Consider the following 20,491-nt stretch of genomic DNA (forward strand, 5'->3'; position numbering starts at 1 on the left):
CCTTAGCTTACTTTACATCTCGCATTACAATATTTCTCCAAAGATTATTAATCTCCTGTAAATTATTACATTTAATGATAAAATATTAAAATAGCCTATACCTTAACTACAAATAAAGTTAAGATATAGGCTGTTTTACAATGTCTTTATTTACTACAACTCTTTATTACCTTTATTACCTCATCAATACCATTCCCTGCCTTATTAGAGCTCATAGCCTTAATATAGCTATCCCTACCTTCGTATACCTTATCTATACCTTGTAAAATCGACTCTTTATCTAATTCCTCCTCCATGATAACATGGCTAAGGCCTTGCTTTTTAAATGAGCCAGCATTTAATATCTGATCTCCACGACTTGCTTTTTTAGATAATGGAATTAATATATTTGGCTTTCTAAGGGCGAGTATTTCATAAAGTGCTGTTGCTCCTGCTCTAGAGATAATTAGATCCGCCATGGCAAATAGATCAGCCAATTCTTCCCTTACGTACTCAAATTGTTTATATCCCTTCATTCCTTCGTAATTCTTATCTATGTTTCCTTTTCCGCATAAATGGCAGACTTGGAACCTATTTAAAATTGACTTTAATGAGCCTCTAATCGTCTTATTTATCACCTGTGAACCTAAACTTCCTCCTATAATAAGGATTACAGGCTTATCATTGTCAAACCCACAGATTTTTTTTCCTGCTAATTTTTCTCCAGCAAACAAACTTGCACGAACGGGTATACCAGTAAGTACACTCTTCTCCTTTGAGATATACTTTTCTGTCTCTGGAAAGGTATAACATATCTTTCTAGCAAATGGAAGAGCTATCTTATTTGCCAATCCAGGAGTCATATCAGATTCGTGGATTACTATAGGCGTTCTATTCATCCATGCAGCCCATACAACCGGTGATGAAACAAATCCACCCTTACTAAAAACAATATTAGGTTTTAGCTTATTAATTATTGCTAAGGATTGCATTAAGCCTTGGGTAATTTTAAAAGTATCTGTAAAATTCTTCATATCAAAATATCTTCTAAGCTTTCCAGCATTAACTATATGATAAGGAATTCCTTCCTTTTCAATCAATTTTCGCTCTATACCATTTTCCGTACCTATATACTGTATATCATATCCTAACTCCTTTAGCCTCGGTATAAGGGCAATGTTTGGAGTAACATGTCCAGCTGTTCCTCCACCAGTCATTACTATACGTTTCATAAAATAACACCTCATCTATCCTACTTTTATAATTCCTTTAATCTTTAATATAGACGTAATTATTCCTCAATATAAATTATATTATATAAAAATACTATTTGTTACTCAAATCGAGGGTAAAGCTTGTCTTAATCCAATTGTCGAAACCTATTAATAATTTTCCCATCAATTTCCACAGTATCCTCAAACATATTCTTTGGCCTAGCCCACGTTTTATTACTTTCTATTCCTTTGTATATAACTAAGACTTCTTCTGTTTCTGTGTGGGTTGCAATATTTGTAATCTTATAAAGACCACCTTTATAGTGTTCATACTTCTTTCCAACTATAGCTTTTGTTTCAATCAATGTAGTTCCTCCTTAATTCTATTACATTTAATATTATACGTTATAACTTTAACTTAATCTAATTTATTAAATCTTAAAGTTACTTACCTTTAACTTCAATTTTTATCTGAACAAATTGCATAATTACCATCTAAAAAAACTTTCTACTATATATGGTCTTAAAAACCCTAAGGCTATATCACCAAAATATGCTCTATTTTAAAGAATTAAATTAAGGATGATATTCGCATATGCAATTCTGCCAAGTTAGAATTATGCAATTGCCTCATCTATTTAAACAATAGTAACCCTACATTATTTCTCTATAAGTTCTATTTACCCTTCATTTCTATCATTAATTTGGCCGTAATCAAAGTTTTTTACTACGTCCAATAAAAAAATTTCTTGAAAATCAGTCACAAAGTTTGGACAGCTGAATATGATGTAACTGGAAATAGGGAAAAGCATTTTTTCTTTTTCCAAAAATATAAGAAGGAGTAGATTTTATGTCTAACGATGCTTTCGGTCAAACTACTGATGTAAGTGCAACTCAATTAGATAATGGATCTTGCGGACGTTGTGTAAAGGTTAAGGGCAATACATTAGAAAACTGTGAGAATAATCCTGTCGATATAAATCCAATTACAACTGGTGTAGTAGCGAAGATACCTGTTGTTTTAGCAGAACTTACTGTTCAAGTTAATGTTAGTTCATTCATTAAGCTTCCTGAACCTGCACTTGAAATCAAGGACATTAAGAAAAGACTTAAGATAACTCAATGTAGACTTTTACAGAACACCAATATACTATTTATTAAGGGCTTTGTTCGTAAGAATATAGACTATTCTACAAGAGATTGTTCTAATTACGAAGGTGTATGTGGAGACCTTCGTCATTGTACCGTAGATGTACCATTTGAATGTACAACAGCAGTAGAGTTTAATGGAACGGACCCAGCAGACATAGTATTTAATACTAAATCTCAGTTTGAATACTTCAAAAAAGATGACTTACCTGGAGATTTCCCTGAAAAGGAAAAACTACTATCCGGTGACTTCTCAGAATTCAATCAGATAACTACAGAATATCTAAATGAACTTCCATTCTGCGAAATAATTAGTTCTAGAATTGTTGAATTTGATGAATTTTTAAATCGTAAGCCTATTTATGAACCATCTCCATTTGAGGAAAGAGAGTTTAAAAAGATAGAAGAGAAAATGGTTATATATATCACTCTTAAGATTTTACAAAAGCGTCAAGTAGAAATTGGTTCTGTATAGTTTAGAAAAAGATTTTAATCCTTTAAGATTATCTAGATTTTTCTAGATAATCTTAGGTTATTAATGTCATTAATAGAGTAGTAGGCTTTGAGCAAAAGTCCAAGTCACATGTATATTGGACTTTTCTCATGAGCCTAAGTTTTTCCTAGTTTATGTATTTTTTCTATTCAACTCCGTGAACTAATGTTTTGCTATTTTCATATTTTATATTATATAGAAAATTTGTATTTTACTTTATATGAATACTCTAGTTTAAAGAAGGAGGTGACTAAATTGACTACTAAGAATTGTTGTGAAGGACTCTGTGTTGAGACTAAGTGCAATCTATTAAACAACTGTACAAATATCCCTACAGAATCAAATACAGTAGCATCTGGTGTTGTATCAGATATTCCTGTATTGCTTGCTACACATGTAATAGAATTTTATTTGGGCTCTTTGATAAAATTACCCGATAAAGTAAATAGCATTGATTCAATAGAAAACAAGATTGTTATTACAGATTGTAGATTGTTGGAAGGTGCCAATGTTCTGTTCATTAAAGGTCTTGTCCGTAAGAACATTTATTACTCTTCAAGCAATAACTCTAAGAATGCAAAAATATGTGGTAATTCAAAACATTGTTTAGCATGTGTCCCCTTTGAGTGCACAACAAATGTAGAGTTAAATGGTTCTACAACTTTAGCTGATGTTAATTATGTTTCCTCTAGCATAAAACCTAGTAAAAAGAATAGTGAATTAATTTTTACTAATGGAGATGATTCATTAAAATGGACTACATTATCCCATCTTAATAAGATATCAGAAGAATTCTTTAATAAAAAAAGCTTCTGCGAATTAGTTAAGAGCGTTATTGCCGAACAATGTAAATACATATATAAAAAGACGTACTTTACACCGTCTGAAGCTTTTGCCATAAGCGAAATTATTGAACTAGATGATAATATGTCTGTAAGACTTGAAATTCAAATATTACAAAACCAAGAGGTATATATAAAACCATGTTGCTTAGGTACAGGAGGTCCTCTTCTTTGTAGCAATAAATGTAATTTAATCCCTGAAGGCAATATTGAAGGTAAGTCTAATGTAGATAATAACACTATATACACCGATAAAAATAATTCGTCAGACAAATCCAGCCATGATAACAATACTAGTTCTACTCTTACCCCTCGTGAATTTTTATCTATAGCTGTATCTATTCTTATACTTAATAGTATAGATCCGGATTCTATTTATGAAATATTTGAAGATCATTCTCAATAAAAAGAGGCTGTCTCATAAGTCAATTCTATGAGCACAGCCTCATTCTGATACACCTCTATCTTTATTGGCCTACCTTTAAAACACTAACATCCCCAAAACAACTATAAGCATTATAGCAAGTATAAATACCGCATACATTAAACTATTCAAATTGCGTCTTAGAACTGTTATTACATCCATAAAGGTTACAAATTCTTTGCTTTGATTTACGTTTGTAAATCTTTTTGTAAAGTCCTCGGGTTTCTTAATCTTTAAGTCTGCTATAGCCATTGTAGGTTTTTTAATCTTTAAGTCCGCTATAGCTATTGTAGGCTTCTTTACTTTAATTCTACTTAATGATTTTAAACTATTAGTTAGATACATTACTAGGTTAATTATACCTCTATCGATTACTTTAAATATTACTGAGCTAGATCTATATAGAAATCTTCCAACGGGTATATAAATATGCCTTTCTAAGTTAATCCATTTTAAAGAAGGATTAAAGTATATTGGTCGACCATTTTCTCTTCTTCTTAGATAATTCCTTATAAATCCAAAGTATATTATAGATCCATAGCCTATAGTAAACATTGAACTCTTAATGTTCTTAAAATCATAAAAGTGAGGCTTTACTTCACCATGTGCTTTAAATACCTCCATGGTTCCTTCAAGTACTTTCAACATAACATTAGGTCTAAGCCCTATAAATATTACTACAACACTTAATATCACCATTGGAACTATTGCTCTTTTCTTTAGATGATGCTTATACTGCCCTTTATACTCTTCACTTTCTTCCATAAATACGGTAATAAATATTTTAAGTAAATAAGCTACTGTAAAGCTGCTACTTATAGTAAATATTACTTCAGCTATATCAAACCATCTAGTTTTGTACATGTGATGAGCCTCTGACAAGGCTTCATGTAAAAGAGTTTTACTAATGAATCCATTAAAGCCAGGCATTCCTATTATCGCAAACAACCCTATTAAGAATAACACTTTAAGTATGGTTTTATGTTTTCCAAAGCCTCTTATAGCATTTATACTAAGTTCATGTAATATCATATATATTACTCCTGCACATAGGAATAATAGTACCTTAAATAGGGCGTGATTGAATATATGATATAGCGTTGCATAAACTGCTATGGCATTATGATCCTTTAAAAGCCCTATAAGACCAAGACCAACTAAAATGTAACCTACTTGACTCATGCTGCTATAGGCGAGGATTCTTTTAATATTCCTCTGAAACATCGCTAAAAATCCGCCTAGAAACATATTTATAAAACCAAGGATAATAATCACTGTAGAAAGGGGAATATCTCCCTTCATAATAATAGCTACTACTATTATTATCCCGAAAATACCGGTCTTAACTAATATTCCTGATAAAACAGCACTTGCAGGTGTTGGTGCTGCTGGGTGGGCCTTTGGAAGCCATACATGTAGCGGCACTATACTTGCCTTTACTCCAAATCCTATTATTAATAATGCAGAAATTAGATATTTTATATTCCCTAGATTCTTCATCGAATGGGATAATAAACTTATATCAACGGTGCCCAGATAGTCATACATTAGGAATAATCCCATAAGTAGCACTAGCCCACCTATTATTGCCATAGAAATATATGACTTTCCTGCGTCGTGAGCATACTCATCTTCATCGTGGATTACAAGTACATATGATGTAAATGACATTATCTCAAAAAATGTAAAAAGATTAATTAGATTTTCCGATAGAAATATTCCTATGGTACTTCCAAGGGTAAGCATAAAAAATGCATAGTATCTATTTCTTTTTTTATACTTTATTAGATATTGGGCTGAATATATAGTGGTCAAAAACCATATAAAGGCCGTGACCCAAACAAATATATATCTAAAAATATCCAGTTTTAAGGATAGTCCTGTCCCCATTATATCGGGAATAAACAGATCGACTGGCTCTACCTGAATCTCTTTGAACATTAAACTAACAATTAATAGTTCCACTGCTGTTAACAGGATATTAAATGTATCTCTATATTTTTCACTCTTTCTACCTATTAACCAGCCTATTAGCGAACCAATCATAGGCAAAAGCAAAATAACTAAAAGCATACTCTTATAAATCATTTTACTCCTCCCCTCATTACACTATTCCTCTAACAATCTCTTGAATGAAATGAAGCACTATATTTGGAAAAAGCCCTAAAGCAATAACTATTCCTGTTAATGTTATTATTGGTACAAGCATAGGTAAAGGCGGTTCCTTTTTTACTATGGTTTTTTCTTCACCAGGAAAGAAGGCCGTAATTACTATTGGTAATAAATATCCTGCCGTCAGAAGAGCACTGAGGAGTAATATTACCACAAATAAGACCTTGTTCTCTGAAAGTCCTCCTATTGCTAGATACCATTTACTTACAAATCCATTTGTTGGAGGTATCCCTATTAAGGATATAGATGATATAGCAAAGCACCACATTGTTATTGGCATTTCCCTACCTATCCCCTTTATCTCATGGATATACTTCTTTCCAGTCATAAAGTAGATTGCTCCAACACAGAAAAACAATGTTATCTTTATTACTGCATGATTAACTAGATGTAATAGTCCGCCTGTTAGTGCTTCTTGATTAAGTAGCACTATTCCTAGCAGTATATATCCAAGCTGACTTACCGTAGAATAGGCCAACCTCTTTTTCAAGTTATCCTGATGCAATGCAAGTAACGATCCCATTAATATAGTTAGTATAACCAGTATACTTATAAAGTAATTTCCTCGAATTTTATAGAGGACATCTGCTCCAAATATAAAATAACTTAGCCTAATTAGTGCAAATATCCCAGACTTTACAACAGCCACTGCATGTAGTAATGAACTAACTGGAGTTGGAGCTACCATTGCAGCAGGAAGCCATGAATGAAGAGGAACCAGTGCTGCCTTTACTCCAAATCCAATAAACATTATCATATATATTGCTAGCATTAAGTTCTTACTGTCTAAATTAAAACTCTGAAGCACTCCATACTCCATAAATGTTAGACTATTTGTTAAGCTAAACAGAAGTATCATCCCAAGCAGTGCTAAGGTAGCCCCTCCAAAGGAATATATGAGATATTTCCTGCCTGTCCTTAATGCTTCCTTGCTACCATTGTGTATTACAAGTGGAAATGTAGCCAAGGTTAAATACTCATAGAAGATATACAAGGTAAATAGGTTTCCTGAAAATGCTATACCCACTGTCACACCCAGTGTCAGCATAAAGTATAAAAAGAATCTTTTTTCCTTGCCTTCATGGGTCATATATGTGAAGGAATAGAATGCTGTAAATATCCATAATGTTGATGCTAATAACCCAAATAGAATTCCTAGCTTATCAAGCTTAAAGTATATATCTAAAAGATTATTTATCTTAATAAGGTGAAATTCCATAGGCCTATTTATGAATAACAGAGTAGCCATAAATACAAGATTTAATGCCACTGTAATCCCTATATATATATTCCTTTTCTTATCGTTATTAAATTTTATAATCCCCATAGCAAGTGCCGCTATTTGAGGAAACAATATTGGAACAAGTATCAAAGAGTTTTTCAAACCTTTTTACCTCCACAAGTTGTATTATAGGAACGCCTTCCCTATAAAATCAATTATTCTATTGGATGCAATTCCTAAGTATAATGCACCCATAACTAAAATCAATATCGGTAATAGCTCTTTTATTGATTTTTCCTTAGCTCTTGATACTTTTCCCTTTAGATTCTCTTCACCGAAAAAGCCATTAATAACTATTGGGAAATAGTATAAAGCATTTAACAAACTACTTAGAAGTATTACTATTACAAATATGCTCTTTCCACCTTCAATACTAGCTATTGCAAAATTAAATTTACTTATAAAGCCCGGTAGAATAGGTATACCCACCATAGACAGCGCTCCAAGAGTAAATATTCCAAGGGTTATAGGCATTTCTTTACCTATTCCCTTAAGCCCTGAAAGCTTTTTCTGACCAGTTTTTTCAATCATCGAACCTACAACTAAGAACAATGCAGACTTTACAAAAGCATGATTCAATATATGAAAAACAGAGGCTACTAGTCCAAGGGTATTACCAAGCCCTATTCCAAAGAATACGTACCCCATTTGTGCTACACTCGAATATGCTACTACTCTCTTTATATCTTTTTGTAGTATTGCTGATACCGAACCAAATATCATACCCAAGCTACCAAGTATCAAGACAATGAATAACAACACTTTAAATTCATTGATTATCTCTAAACCAAACATCCTATATAAAATCTTTATATATAAAATTACATATGCCTTAAGAACTAACCCTGAAAGAATAGCACTTGAGCTGGCAGGTGCACTTGAATGGGCATCTGGAAGCCACACGTGCATAGGAAACATTGCACTCTTTATTCCAAGTCCTACTGTAAATAAGCCAAGGGCTATTAATACACTATTTTTATATGACATGAACACCTTAACAATCTCTTCGTTAATAAAGGTCATGTTTAGATTTCCAGTTATTGAATATACAAAGGCAATTGCCATTAGCACTAGACCCGATCCCAAACTGCTCAATATCAAATATTTAAGTGCTGCCTTTATATTCTCCTTCTTATCCTTTATTACTACTATTCCGCAGGCCGCTATGGTGCTTATTTCTATGAAAACAAAGGCGTTAAACAAATCATTTGTATATACTATACCGATAAGTGCTCCTACTAATACATTACATAGAGTATAGTATAATGGTATCTTTCCATCCTTTACTTCCTTTTCGATATTATAAGTAGAATACCAGAGTATTAAAAATGCTATAGTCGTGAATAATAGCGACATTATAGCCTCTAAGATTCCTATATTCAGCTCTATTCCCCAAGGAGAATCAAAGTGGCCTACTCTATATAAGAACGATCCGTTCCCATTTACATGAACTAATATTATTAATGATAGAATCGCTGAAATTCCCATTGTAATAAGACTAAAAGGTTTAACAAATTCCTTCTTCTTAATTAGCGGCATAGCAAATGAACCAATAAATAAAATCAACATAATTACAAGAGGAAGATTTTTAACTATATCCACTTTATTCACCCCTTATCTTCATAATTTCGTCTAGTTCTACAGTTCCATACTTCTCATGAAGCTTAACAGTTAAGGCTAAAGCAAAGGCTGTTATACTAACAGCTACTACTATTCCTGTAAGCATAAGTGCAGATGGTACTGGGTTAACGTATCCTCCTACCCCTTTATGAACTCCTCTTATTATCGGGGCTTCCTTTCCATGTATATAACCCTTTGATATGAAAAATAGAAATATTGCAGTATCCATTATATTCATTCCAATAATTTTCTTTATTAGATTACTGTGTAGTAATAGGGTAACAAAGCCTACTCCAAACAATATAATTGATGCCGTTTCAAAATAATTAACTAATAATTTTTCCATAGGCTATACTTCTCCTTCATAAAACAAACTAAATAAAATGTATATAGTAACTGTCACAACTATTCCTACAGCGATATTGAGCGGAAGAAGATACCCTCCTGATAATACATCTCCAGGATTTCCAAGGGGCAACTGAGGTGCATGTATGTGTGCTCCACCTGTTATGAAGGAATATCCTTTTAATACCCCGTAGAATATTAAAGATCCACAAATCAATTTCATAAGCCTTTCATAGCCAAGCTTCTCTCTTACAGTTTCCTGCCCAAATATAATCCTGCTTAAAATCAAGCTCGCACCTATGACAGTTCCACCGGCAAAACCACCTCCCGGTGATAGATGACCGAAAAAGATAATATATACACCAAATACCTGAATGAAAGGTATTATGATTTTCCCTATTTCAACTAAAATTATGTTGCTCATTTTAAACACCCCTATTTTACTAACACTCTTCTTCCTTATCATTTTTCAGTACAATTAGAACAGCAATTACTCCAGTGAATAATACCGTTGCCTCACCAAATGTATCAAATGCTCTATAGTCTAAGATAATCCCAGTAACTATATTTAGTGCCCCAGTATCCTCTACTGCTTTCTCTATATATCTCTCAGATACATAATTGTTTACGGGTTTATTCTCTTTGCCATGGCTTGGAAGTTCGCTTACTCCCATTAAAAGCATTGCTATAATCATTAAAGTTAAAATAATTGAAGCTAACTTCTTCATCTATTTGTCACCTCTAATTCTCTTTAATGTAAGTACAAATAAAAGAGTCGTTATTCCTGCACCTACTGCTGCTTCAGTTATAGCTAAATCCGGCGCATTAAGCTGCTGCCATAAAATTGCCATAACAAGGCTGTATACCATGAATACTATGATGGCACCAAGTAAATTTTTTATTGCAGATACTGCGATAGATGAACCTATCAAAAATACAAGCATCAATATACTAAATAACTTCATTATCTTTCACTCCGTTAATTTTTTTTCCTATCTCCCCGATAGCTGGCCTTTGCAATTAAATGGGTCGCTGTAGGTGCTGTTATCCATAAAAAAACTATTGTTAGTAGAATTTTTAAACTTGAAAAATTCCAACCACCATACAATATTAGTGCAAATAAACATAATATTGCCCCTAATGTATCACACTTTGCCGCACTATGGGCTCTAGTATATATATCTGGAAGTCTTAATAATCCTATAGTTCCAACCAGTAGGAAAAACAGTCCTCCTGTTAGAGAAATCCATATAAGTATCACCCTCATAGACCTTACCTCCTATTACCTTCTATATTTTTTGAAATAACAATAGAAGCTATAAAACTAATAAGTGCATACACAAGTACAACATCTAAAAAATATGATTCTTTTAATATATAGGAGATTATAGACATAAGTACCACTGTCTTTGTGCCAATAACGTTTATGGCTATAAGTCTATCTGCAGGACTAGGTCCTTTTACAGCTCTAATAGTACATAATATAATTGTTAAAGATAAAAACACCGTAGAAAAAATCAGTAATCCATCTATCATTATCATTGCTCCTCTATCTTTAAAAGTAAATCCTCAAACTTCGATTCCACAACATCATTGATTTGATCCTTTGTAATACAATGAACTGTAAACTCATCATTAGTTACCTCTATAGTCAAGGTTCCAGGAGTAAGTGTAATAGAATTTGCTAAAATCGTTTTTGACAAATCACTTTTTAGCCTCGTTTTAAAGGTTATAACACTTGGGCTAATATCCAACTTCTTAGCTAGTACTATCTTTGCTACTTGAAAGCTTGCTATTATGACTTCTTTTATTAGTAAAATTACATAGCGAGTAAGTAGTTTGAATTTTTCGAATTGTAGTAAACGTTTTCCCTTGTAACCTTCCTTTTTATTTTCAAGATTATATAGACTTATTGCTCCAGTAACAATTATTCCAATTGTTATAACTTGAAAGTCTATCTTTTCTGCTAGAATAATCCAAAATAGAAAATATAACATTAAGCTTTTGAAAAAATATACCTTTCTATCCATTTCTACCTCCATATTTAAAGACATAGAAATTCCAGTAAAGACTTTAATTTATACTACTTCAAAACTTCCAGAAATGCTGAGTATTTATGTAAGTATAAATTTCGTTTTACTAGAAATTTTCCACATACTATTATATTTTTCTTCTTAAATATTTCTAATCATTACCGATGCAATTTTCGTGCCAGTTTATATTATTGTTTTCTGTATGACTTAATTTTACTTACTATAAATTTATTTCACACGAAAAAAAAGAGGATTGCTAATTCTTAACAATCCTCTTTTCTATAAATGTGTTTTGTTTTGATACACTTCGCTATAAATAGCAAGTCCTTTTGTGTTTCATTTTAAAACACGTGATCTATTTTAGAACATATTCTAACTCATATTTATATATTTTCCTATACAACGAACTCCTACTAATACCTAAAATTCTAGATGCCAAGGCTATATTTCCCTCAACTTCTCTGATGGTTTTTTCTATCGTGATCTTTTCAACATCTTCTAAAGAAAGAAGCTTGTCACTTATACCTAATGATTTTGTAAGATTACTTGGTTTCATATAGTTTGGTAGATGTTTGTAACTTAGAACATCATCCTTTTCTATTATATTTATTACATGCTGCATTACATTCTGAAGCTCTCTTACGTTGCCAGGCCAATTATAGCTGGTCATCCCTCTATAAAAACTATCATTTATATCTTTTATTTCTTTATTCATTTTATCAGTATATTTATTTATAAAATAATCTATAAATAGCTTTATATCTTCCTTTCTTTCCCTTAGTGGAGGAATTTTGATAGGCATAACATTCAACCTATAATATAGGTCCTGTCTAAAGTTTCCAAGCTCAAATTCTCTTTCTAAATCCTTATGAGTTGCAGCTATAACCCTAACATCTACTGGAATTACTTCATGTCCGCCTACCCTAACTACCTGTCTTGTTTCCAGTACTCTTAAGAGATTTGTTTGGGCATCTAATGGCATATCTCCTATCTCATCTAAAAATATAGTTCCTCCATCGGCAAGTTCAAACTTTCCTGGATGACCTCCTCTTTTTGCTCCTGTAAATGCCCCTTCAACATATCCAAATAATTCACTTGCTACAAGCTCTCTAGGAATAGCTCCACAATTTAGAAATATAAATGGTTTATCTCTCCTCGAGCTAGTATTATGTATAGATTGTGCAAATAATTCTTTACCAGTACCACTTTCTCCTTGAAGCAATACCGTGGTACTATGCCTTGCACATTTTTTTGCTAATTTTATAGCATCTTTAATAGTTTCACTATTCCCTAAAATATCGCTAAATGAAAATCTTGCTTCCGCTCCTACTATTTTATTTATAAGATTATGTATAACCTTTGCTTCTTTAAAGGTTATAACTACTCCCTCAAGTTTACTTGTAATATGATCGTAAATTGGGGTTATAGTAGCTATACATAATATTTTTTTTCTCTTGTTTAGACTAAAACTAATCTCCTCTTCTTCATACTTTCTGCCTCTTTTTACTGCTCTAACTATTCTGTTCCTGTATTCCTTACACAATATAGTATTTATACTCTTTCCCATAATATCCTCTTCTTTTAAGGATAAAAGCTTTCTTGCAAATAAATTTATATCCGTTACTATTCCCTCATTATTTACACATATTAGACCCTCAGATATTGAATCCATTATTGCATAAAAGTGATCATTAGCAATTTTCAATTGCTTATTTATCAGTTCGAGCTGAAGCTCGTTTTCAATAGCCTCAGCTGCCGCCACAACCATTCCTAATGTATGAGGATGAACCTTTTCACATGGTCCCGTCATACTGAGAATTCCCAATATTTCTTCCTTATCGTTCCTAATGGGACAAGCTGAAGAACTCCAACCATGATATTGTTTACAAAAATGCTCTGCTCCAATTATTTGAACTGGATTTCCTGTATAAAGTGCTGTACCAATAGCATTAGTTCCAATTACTTCTTCCTTTACATTACAACCCCTATATATATTTAAACTTCCATATTTTAATCCTAACTCCTTATCTCCAATACATTCAAGTACATATCCATCTTTATCCGTCAATCTAACCAATAGGCCAGAGCTTCCAACGATCTTGTATAAACTATTCATAAAGGGCTTAGCTCTTTTTAACAGATTCATAAACTCTTCATATCTCTTATCTATTTCCTCTTCACTGAGTTCCACCTCTACCTTTTCTGTAAAAGGGTCAACTCCGTGGTCTCTACTTCTTGACCATGAATCAGCAACAAAATCATTTAAAGAATGTTTTCTAAGCTTCCCATCTGTAACAAACTGCTGCCAAGCATCATAAACCCGTTGATTTTTATTTAATAACTCTACTGTAGGCAATAGTCACACCTCCTACTCTCCTAATTTGTTGGTTTTATCTTACTATAAATTGATTAGTTCATCAATCAAAAAATTTACTCATATATGTTAATCAAAAGTCATATCTATTATACAAACAGTATTTTCATGTATTTTTTTCTTCATGCGGGGAAAACTTTTTGTAAACCCAGATTACCCATAAAAAGTTTGAAAAGGCATCAAGTCGAATTTTAAATTTTTTGTGAATAATTCAGGGGAAAACAACAATAAACAATGTATTATAGCATTTATATCCATTACATTGTGTAGATTAAGGAAGGTGTTTTGTCTTGAACTTGACTTCAAATCTTTCAAAAAATACTATCAATATTAAAAGTCCTCTTGCCACTTCAAATTTTTCAAACATGTTTTTGTCACACTTAAAGGACTTTTATACTAATGACCATGATGAAATTATTATATTATGTATTGGTACAGATAGATCAACCGGTGATTCCCTAGGTCCTTTAACTGGATATAAAATGAAAAAAGTTTTATCTAGATTTGAGAATGTCCACGTTTATGGTACATTGGATGACCCTGTTCATGCTAAAAACTTAGAAGACCACATAAATAAAATACAATCATCACATAAAAAGCCATTTATAGTGGCTATAGATGCATGTCTTGGGAAAGTGGACAGGGTTGGTTACCTTACTGTTTGCGATGGTCCTATAAAGCCAGGGGCAGGCGTCAAGAAAAATCTTCCACCAGTTGGAGATATACATATAACCGGTATAGTTAATCTAGGAGGATTTATGGAGTACATAGTCCTGCAAAATACTAGGCTTAGCTTAGTTATGAATATGGCAGAGACTATTTCCAGTGCAGTCTACTTTGGTCTTTGGAAATTTCAAAAGCAAAATAAAAAAGAAAACGAGCAGTTTAACTTAAGTTAGCTGCTCTTCTTTTTGAGGTTATTTCTCAAAGAGAAATTTGATTAAAATGAAGGAGTTTGATGCCCCTTAGTTTTTATTTAAAACAACGATGTATAGCTTCTATTCTCTATCATACTCACTATCTCATCTGGGGTTTTCTCTTTTATATCTACTATAAATGCCCCATTGGTCATGTCTATAACATTATCAAACATATTTAGATAGCTTAAAGATCCCTCGTCGCTATTGTATAGTATTGTATCTACATATCCTTCATATGAACCATCTACTACATTATAACCCCTTTCAACAAGCCCCTCTTTAATATGGCTTGGAACGTTGTTAAGTACTATATTCTTTTTCATTAAGAAAACACCTCCTAAAATTATTTTTTCTAGGGGGTGCATAAATTATTCAAGATTTACTTAACTTCTGGAACAATTACATCTAAAGCCGCTTTTTCTACCTTAATCTCAGCAGGTATAGTTCCAATTATATCACCATCAACGTTTAACAATAGTGATTCATCTCCATATATCTTAATTTCTTTTCCGCTAAATGTTTCTACCTCTTTAATTTTTACATGATTGCCTTTAAATACCGTAAGAAAAAGTGATGCAAATTTTGCTTTTGACATTTTGTTAACCAAGCAAATATCTAATACTCCATCCTCTAAGTCAGCTTTAGGATTTATTTTCATACCGCCACCATAATATTTTCCATTACCCACGGCTATAAGTTCAATATTTCTTTTAATTACACTTTCATCAATCTGTACTTCTATCTCTTTGCTTTTATATCCTATAAGGGTCTTTAAAACTCCTAATAAATATGCCGACGTCCCTGAAATATATTTTTTTATACCTTCCGTTTCCCTGACTATTTCTGCATCTATTCCAACACTTGAGCAATTTAAGAAATACCTGTCATTAACCTTTCCAACATCTATTCTTTTTGTCCTTGCATACATAATTGTTTCAAGCATTTCATCATAATCTCTTGGCATCTTTATCATTCTAGCAAAATCATTACCCGTTCCCGCTGGCAGTATTCCAAGTATTACCTTTTTATCTCTAATACCGTTTACTACCTCATAAGTAGTTCCATCTCCGCCGACGGAAATTATATAATTAAAGCCCCTTTGTATTCCTTCCTCAGCTAGTTTCTCCGCTTCTCCTTTTTTCTCAGTTATGCTTATCTCATAATCTATTTTTTCTCTATCAAAGCTTTCTTTTATTTTAGGAATCAGCTCCAATGTTCTTCCTTTTCCTGCAACCGGATTCACTATAAAAAGATATTTCTTCATAATATCCTCTCTTATAGATAGTTCCTAATAAATCTCAATCCAGATTAGTTTATATATATGCAAATAATCAAAATTTCCTATGAAATTTTGGATATGTATAGACTAACATTTCTACTAGGACTTCTATATTCCAGATTATTTATTTTTCTTTAGTAGTTAACTCTCATAGCTATTAAAATAGAAACTTCAAATACTAAAGGGGATATTAATATTTCATTTTAGTGATTTCAATGAATCTGTTTTCTCCCTTAAAACATATAGAAAAACAGGTTCATTGCATGAACGAAAATGAAATATTAATATCCCCTCGCTTGAAGAATTAAATAGACGGTTTAACTAATATCTTATTCCATTTCATCACATATTTTCTTTATCGCTGCTATAGCATCTTCAACATCTTTTCTTTTATTGAAGTATCCAATACTAAACCTTACCGTCCCCTGCTCAAATGTACCTAAGGTCTTATGTGCCAATGGTGCGCAGTGTAATCCAGATCTTACTGCTATATCAAAGGCTTGATCTAGTATATAGCTAACCTCAGATGAATCTAAGTCTCCAATATTAAGAGAAATTACTGAAGCCTGCTTTTTAGAATCCTTAGATCCATAGATTTTTACCTGTTTAATTGTTTTCAGTTCATTTAACATATACTCTGTCAATTCTTCTTCATGCTTTCTAATCTTCTCTATACCTGTTTCAAGAATAAACTTTATTCCTGCACCCATAGCTACTATTCCTGGGGTGTTTGGCGTTCCGCTTTCATATCTATCTGGAACTATCTCAGGTTGTAATAGGGATTCCGACTTGCTGCCAGTTCCCCCCTCTTTCATTTGCCTTAGTTCAATTCCTTCTCTAATATATAATGCCCCCGTTCCCTGTGGCCCCATTAAACCTTTATGGCCTGGGAAGGCTAGCAAATCAATATTCATACTTTTTACGTCTATATCATAGACACCTGCAGTTTGAGCTGCGTCCACAAGTAAAAGTATGTCATTCTCCTTAGCTAATTTCCCAATTTTTTCTATAGGCATTATTGTCCCTGTTACGTTTGAAGCATGAGTAATAGCAATTAGTCTAGTGTTTTTCTTTATTGCTTTTTTAATGTCCTCAACCTTAATAAAACCTTCTTTAGAGCAATCAACAACAGTATTTTCTACTCCTATTTCCTCTAGTGTTTTGATTGGTCTTATAAGTGAGTTATGCTCCATACTTGAAGTTATTACATGATCTCCCTTTTTAAGTACCCCTTTTATTGCCAAATTTAATGAGTCCGTAGCGTTACTCGTGAAAATTATCTGCATAGGATTATCAATATTAAGCAGTCTACATATCAGCTCTCTTGTTTCATATATTGACCTACCAGCCTTTAAAGCTAATTTATGTCCAGATCTTCCTGGATTAGCACCATATTCTCTTAAGCATTTATCAACAGCCTTATATACTTCTTCCGGTTTAGGAAAAGATGTAGCCGCATTATCTAAATAAATCACTTTATCACTTCCCTTTTCTTAGTTCTATAAATATATTTTTCCTTCCATAACTAATACTGCTTCCCCGCCTACTTTTATAATAAGATCATTATCGTCTTTTGTGACTTCAACAACTATTTGGCTAGGTCTATCCATAAAATATCCTTGTTCACATATAAAATCTACTTTTTCACATATATCTATTATATCATTTTTTATAAGATATGCAGCCAAAGCTCCATTCGATGTTCCCGTAGCAGCTTCTTCATTAATACCGTATGCTGGAGCAAAATTTCTACATGATATTAATACTGGATCCCCATAATCCTTTATGGTAAAAGCATGAACCCCTACAACCTCATGGTCTTTGCTATATTTAGATAGCTTGCTAAAATCGGGATTTATTTTTTTTAGTATCTCAAGATTTTTTACAGGTAAGATAATATCTGGAAGCCCTGTTGAGAAAGCCATAGGTGTGGTATCACATCCATCTAGTCCAATTTCATCACTATTTATTCCCATAATACTCGCTATTTCATCTACTTCTTCAAGCTTAAAAACATATTTAGGCTTTGCTTGTGTCATCATCACCCTTGACACATTTCCACTATTAAAATGTATTTCAACTGGTAGTATTCCCGCTAAAGTCTTTTGTCTTACAATAATTTTATTCTTATTGGTTTTTAATATACCTTTTTTAGCCATTACAGAAAATGTTCCTATAGTTGCATGTCCGCAAAGATCTACTTCTTCAGTTGGCGTAAAAAAACGAACTTCATAGTCATATTCTTTTGTATCAGACTTTTTAACAAAGGCAGTTTCCGATAAAGCCATCTCCCTCGCTATTTTGAGCATTTGATTTTTACTTAAATTATCGGCATTTAATACAACTGCCGCAGGATTTCCTCCAAAAGCCTCATTTGTAAAGGCATCTACTTGATAAAATACTTTTTCCATTTCTATTTTCTTCTCCTTTAAAATATATTAATGTTTCACGTGAAACATCCTTAGAGTTGATTATTCATCAAAGTTTTGCATTGCTCATGAATGTCTTAAATAATATTTAAACCTATGTGGCCTCCTTATATTAAGGTTCCTCATAGGTTCAAAAGACCTCAGAAGTACAGGCCTCTATTCGTTTAAATATATTTCATATCAAATGTTACTTATTAAGAAATTCTACAATTCTTTCTAAATCGTCATCACTATAATATTCTATCTCAATCTTGCCCTTTTTCTTTCCCTTTACTATATTAACCTTAGTTCCAAGCAGCTCCTTTAATCTGTCTTCAACATAAATTAAACTGCTATCCTTTGTTTTTCTAGGTACCTTATTAATTTTTTTAGAATTATCAAGGATCTGGCTAACTAATTTTTCTGTTTCCCTAACAGTTAGATTATCATTAATTATTCTTAAGGCAGTTTTTCTTTGTACATCTATATTATCTATTCTTAGAAGTGCTCTTCCATGTCCACCAAATATTTTACTATCTATGATCATCTGCATTACTTCATCATTTAAGTTTAATAGCCTTAATGTATTAGCTATATATGGTCTGCTTTTTCCTACTATCTTTCCAATCTTATCCTGAGTCATCTTAAATTCTTCATTAAGTCTTTTATAAGCTAAAGCCTCTTCGATTTCATTAAGATCTTCTCTTTGAAGATTTTCTATTAAGGATAATTCCATTAATTTTTCACTGTCCAAATCCTTTATTATGCATGGTATCTCTTTTATATCTGCATTTTTTGCCGCACGCCATCTTCTCTCACCTGCAACAATTTCATATCCATTCTTAATGGTTCTAACTATAATAGGTTGAATAATACCATGGCTTACTATTGATTCCTCTAAATCTTTAATCTTCTCTTTGTCAAAATACTTTCTCGGTTGGTTAGTATTTGGCTTAATCTTATCTATATTTATCATTGAAACTATTCTATCAGTTCCTTTATTGTCTTTTAAAACTTCCTCCTCTAGTTTTTGAGGAATAAGAGCATTTAATCCCTTGCCAAGCCCTCTTTTAGCTTTAGCCAATTAAATCACATCCTCTTCTAATTCTAAAAATTCTTCAGCGAGCTCACTATATGCTTCAGCTCCTTTGGACTTTGGATCATATTCTATTACAGGCATCCCATGACTGGGAGCTTCTGCTAACCTAACATTTCTTGGTATGATTGTACTATACACTTTGCCTTTAAAAAATCGTTTAACTTCATCAACTACTTGAATAGATAGATTTGTTCTACCGTCAAACATGCTCAGAACTACACCCTGAATTTCTAATGAAGGGTTTAAATTCTTTTTTATTAATTGTATAGTATTCATAAGCTGACTTACACCTTCTAGGGCATAATATTCACACTGTATAGGAATTATTACACTATCAACTCCCGTTAATGAGTTAATAGTTAATAGCCCAAGCGAAGGTGGACAATCTACAAAAATATAGTCGTAATCATTCCTAATTTCATCAATAATTCTAGTAAATCTAAATTCTCTTTGCTTCATACCCGTAAGTTCTATCTCTGCTCCCGCCAATTGAACATTGGAAGGAATAATATCTATATTTTCGTACTTAGTTTTAGTAATACAGTTTCTTACTTCTTCATCCCCCAACAATGCATCATAAATATCGTATTCCGTACTATTCTTATCTATCCCAAAACCACTAGTTGTATTCCCTTGAGGATCAATATCTATTATAAGAACTTTTTTACCTTTCATAGCAATGCAAGCACTTAAGTTTACATTAGTAGTAGTCTTCCCTACTCCACCTTTTTGGTTAAACAAGGCTATTGCTTTCCCCATCTTAATCACTCCCTTTTAGTTTCAGAGGAAATCGCATAATTCTTAATTATTTCATAAATTCAAGGAAAATAATAAGTCTCAATCATATTTTCTTCACTA

General features: G+C 32.4%; 22 protein-coding genes. 3 read left to right on the forward strand and 19 right to left on the reverse strand.

What is annotated here, in order from left to right; genetic code table 11:
- Positions 1-146: 146 nt before the first annotated feature.
- Together R9X47_RS16060 and R9X47_RS16065 are read right to left on the reverse strand one after the other, a co-directional pair.
- On the reverse strand, positions 147-1,211 hold the full coding sequence (locus tag R9X47_RS16060) for an undecaprenyldiphospho-muramoylpentapeptide beta-N-acetylglucosaminyltransferase (protein WP_432662070.1): 1,065 nt from the start codon (positions 1,209-1,211) through the stop codon (positions 147-149).
- 128 nt (positions 1,212-1,339) lie between these two features.
- On the reverse strand, positions 1,340-1,558 hold the full coding sequence (locus R9X47_RS16065) for a DUF1653 domain-containing protein (RefSeq protein ID WP_432662071.1): 219 nt from the start codon (positions 1,556-1,558) through the stop codon (positions 1,340-1,342).
- 485 nt (positions 1,559-2,043) lie between these two features.
- On the opposite strand from R9X47_RS16065, the gene R9X47_RS16070 reads away from it, so the two are divergent.
- Positions 2,044-2,817, forward strand: coding sequence for a CsxC family protein (locus tag R9X47_RS16070; RefSeq protein ID WP_432662072.1), 774 nt, complete (start codon positions 2,044-2,046; stop codon positions 2,815-2,817).
- 273 nt (positions 2,818-3,090) lie between these two features.
- Complete coding sequence (locus tag R9X47_RS16075; RefSeq protein WP_432662073.1) at positions 3,091-4,083, forward strand: hypothetical protein; 993 nt, start codon at positions 3,091-3,093, stop codon at positions 4,081-4,083.
- Between the two features lie 75 nt (positions 4,084-4,158).
- On the opposite strand, the gene R9X47_RS16080 is transcribed toward R9X47_RS16075, so the two are convergent.
- From R9X47_RS16080 to R9X47_RS16130, 11 genes are all read right to left on the reverse strand, one after another.
- Positions 4,159-6,189 carry a complex I subunit 5 family protein gene (locus R9X47_RS16080; RefSeq protein WP_432662074.1) on the reverse strand — a complete coding sequence of 677 codons (2,031 nt, stop codon included), beginning with the start codon at positions 6,187-6,189 and terminating at the stop codon, positions 4,159-4,161.
- Positions 6,190-6,205: 16 nt separating this feature from the next.
- Positions 6,206-7,657 (reverse strand): monovalent cation/H+ antiporter subunit D family protein, encoded by a 1,452-nt coding sequence (locus tag R9X47_RS16085; RefSeq protein WP_432662075.1) that lies wholly within the window; start codon positions 7,655-7,657, stop codon positions 6,206-6,208.
- 24 nt (positions 7,658-7,681) lie between these two features.
- Positions 7,682-9,157: a complex I subunit 5 family protein gene (locus tag R9X47_RS16090; RefSeq protein WP_432662076.1), complete on the reverse strand. Its 1,476-nt coding sequence runs from the start codon at positions 9,155-9,157 to the stop codon at positions 7,682-7,684.
- Between the two features lies 1 nt (position 9,158).
- Positions 9,159-9,521 (reverse strand): sodium:proton antiporter, encoded by a 363-nt coding sequence (locus tag R9X47_RS16095; RefSeq protein ID WP_432662077.1) that lies wholly within the window; start codon positions 9,519-9,521, stop codon positions 9,159-9,161.
- 3 nt (positions 9,522-9,524) lie between these two features.
- A complete protein-coding gene (locus tag R9X47_RS16100) occupies positions 9,525-9,944 on the reverse strand; it encodes an MnhB domain-containing protein (protein ID WP_432662078.1) in 420 nt (139 codons plus the stop codon).
- Positions 9,945-9,963: 19 nt separating this feature from the next.
- The gene (gene mbhE / locus R9X47_RS16105) at positions 9,964-10,248 is read right to left on the reverse strand and encodes a hydrogen gas-evolving membrane-bound hydrogenase subunit E (RefSeq protein ID WP_432662079.1); all 285 of its coding nucleotides are present in this window, start codon (positions 10,246-10,248) and stop codon (positions 9,964-9,966) included.
- Positions 10,249-10,485 (reverse strand): hydrogenase subunit MbhD domain-containing protein, encoded by a 237-nt coding sequence (locus R9X47_RS16110; RefSeq protein ID WP_432662080.1) that lies wholly within the window; start codon positions 10,483-10,485, stop codon positions 10,249-10,251. It abuts the gene before it with no gap.
- A gap of 14 nt (positions 10,486-10,499) precedes the next feature.
- The gene (mnhG, locus tag R9X47_RS16115; RefSeq protein ID WP_432662081.1) at positions 10,500-10,787 is read right to left on the reverse strand and encodes a monovalent cation/H(+) antiporter subunit G; all 288 of its coding nucleotides are present in this window, start codon (positions 10,785-10,787) and stop codon (positions 10,500-10,502) included.
- Positions 10,788-10,792: 5 nt separating this feature from the next.
- Positions 10,793-11,056, reverse strand: a complete 264-nt coding sequence (locus tag R9X47_RS16120) for a monovalent cation/H+ antiporter complex subunit F (RefSeq protein ID WP_432662082.1) — start codon at positions 11,054-11,056, stop codon at positions 10,793-10,795.
- A gap of 2 nt (positions 11,057-11,058) precedes the next feature.
- The gene (locus tag R9X47_RS16125) at positions 11,059-11,550 is read right to left on the reverse strand and encodes a Na+/H+ antiporter subunit E (protein ID WP_432662083.1); all 492 of its coding nucleotides are present in this window, start codon (positions 11,548-11,550) and stop codon (positions 11,059-11,061) included.
- Between the two features lie 358 nt (positions 11,551-11,908).
- Positions 11,909-13,909, reverse strand: a complete 2,001-nt coding sequence (locus tag R9X47_RS16130; RefSeq protein ID WP_432662084.1) for a sigma-54-dependent Fis family transcriptional regulator — start codon at positions 13,907-13,909, stop codon at positions 11,909-11,911.
- Positions 13,910-14,217: 308 nt separating this feature from the next.
- Between R9X47_RS16130 and yyaC the strand changes: the two genes are divergently transcribed.
- A complete protein-coding gene (yyaC, locus tag R9X47_RS16135; RefSeq protein ID WP_432662085.1) occupies positions 14,218-14,826 on the forward strand; it encodes a spore protease YyaC in 609 nt (202 codons plus the stop codon).
- Between the two features lie 77 nt (positions 14,827-14,903).
- Here the strand turns inward: yyaC and R9X47_RS16140 are convergent, their stop codons facing one another.
- The 6 genes from R9X47_RS16140 to R9X47_RS16165 form a co-directional block, all read right to left on the reverse strand.
- Entirely contained in the window at positions 14,904-15,170 is a 267-nt protein-coding gene (locus tag R9X47_RS16140) for a YkuS family protein (RefSeq protein WP_432662086.1), read from the reverse strand.
- Between the two features lie 56 nt (positions 15,171-15,226).
- Positions 15,227-16,111, reverse strand: a complete 885-nt coding sequence (locus tag R9X47_RS16145) for a diacylglycerol/lipid kinase family protein (RefSeq protein WP_432662087.1) — start codon at positions 16,109-16,111, stop codon at positions 15,227-15,229.
- Between the two features lie 344 nt (positions 16,112-16,455).
- The gene (locus R9X47_RS16150) at positions 16,456-17,601 is read right to left on the reverse strand and encodes an aminotransferase class V-fold PLP-dependent enzyme (protein ID WP_432662088.1); all 1,146 of its coding nucleotides are present in this window, start codon (positions 17,599-17,601) and stop codon (positions 16,456-16,458) included.
- A 24-nt stretch (positions 17,602-17,625) separates the two neighbouring features.
- Complete coding sequence (locus R9X47_RS16155) at positions 17,626-18,537, reverse strand: PhzF family phenazine biosynthesis protein (RefSeq protein ID WP_432662089.1); 912 nt, start codon at positions 18,535-18,537, stop codon at positions 17,626-17,628.
- 205 nt (positions 18,538-18,742) lie between these two features.
- Positions 18,743-19,618 (reverse strand): ParB/RepB/Spo0J family partition protein, encoded by an 876-nt coding sequence (locus R9X47_RS16160; RefSeq protein ID WP_432662090.1) that lies wholly within the window; start codon positions 19,616-19,618, stop codon positions 18,743-18,745.
- Complete coding sequence (locus tag R9X47_RS16165) at positions 19,619-20,392, reverse strand: ParA family protein (protein WP_432662091.1); 774 nt, start codon at positions 20,390-20,392, stop codon at positions 19,619-19,621. It lies immediately after the preceding gene.
- Between the last annotated feature and the right edge of the window lie 99 nt (positions 20,393-20,491).

This window comes from Wukongibacter baidiensis (genome assembly GCF_050888315.1).
Classification (GTDB): Bacteria; Bacillota; Clostridia; order Peptostreptococcales; family Caminicellaceae; genus Wukongibacter; species Wukongibacter baidiensis.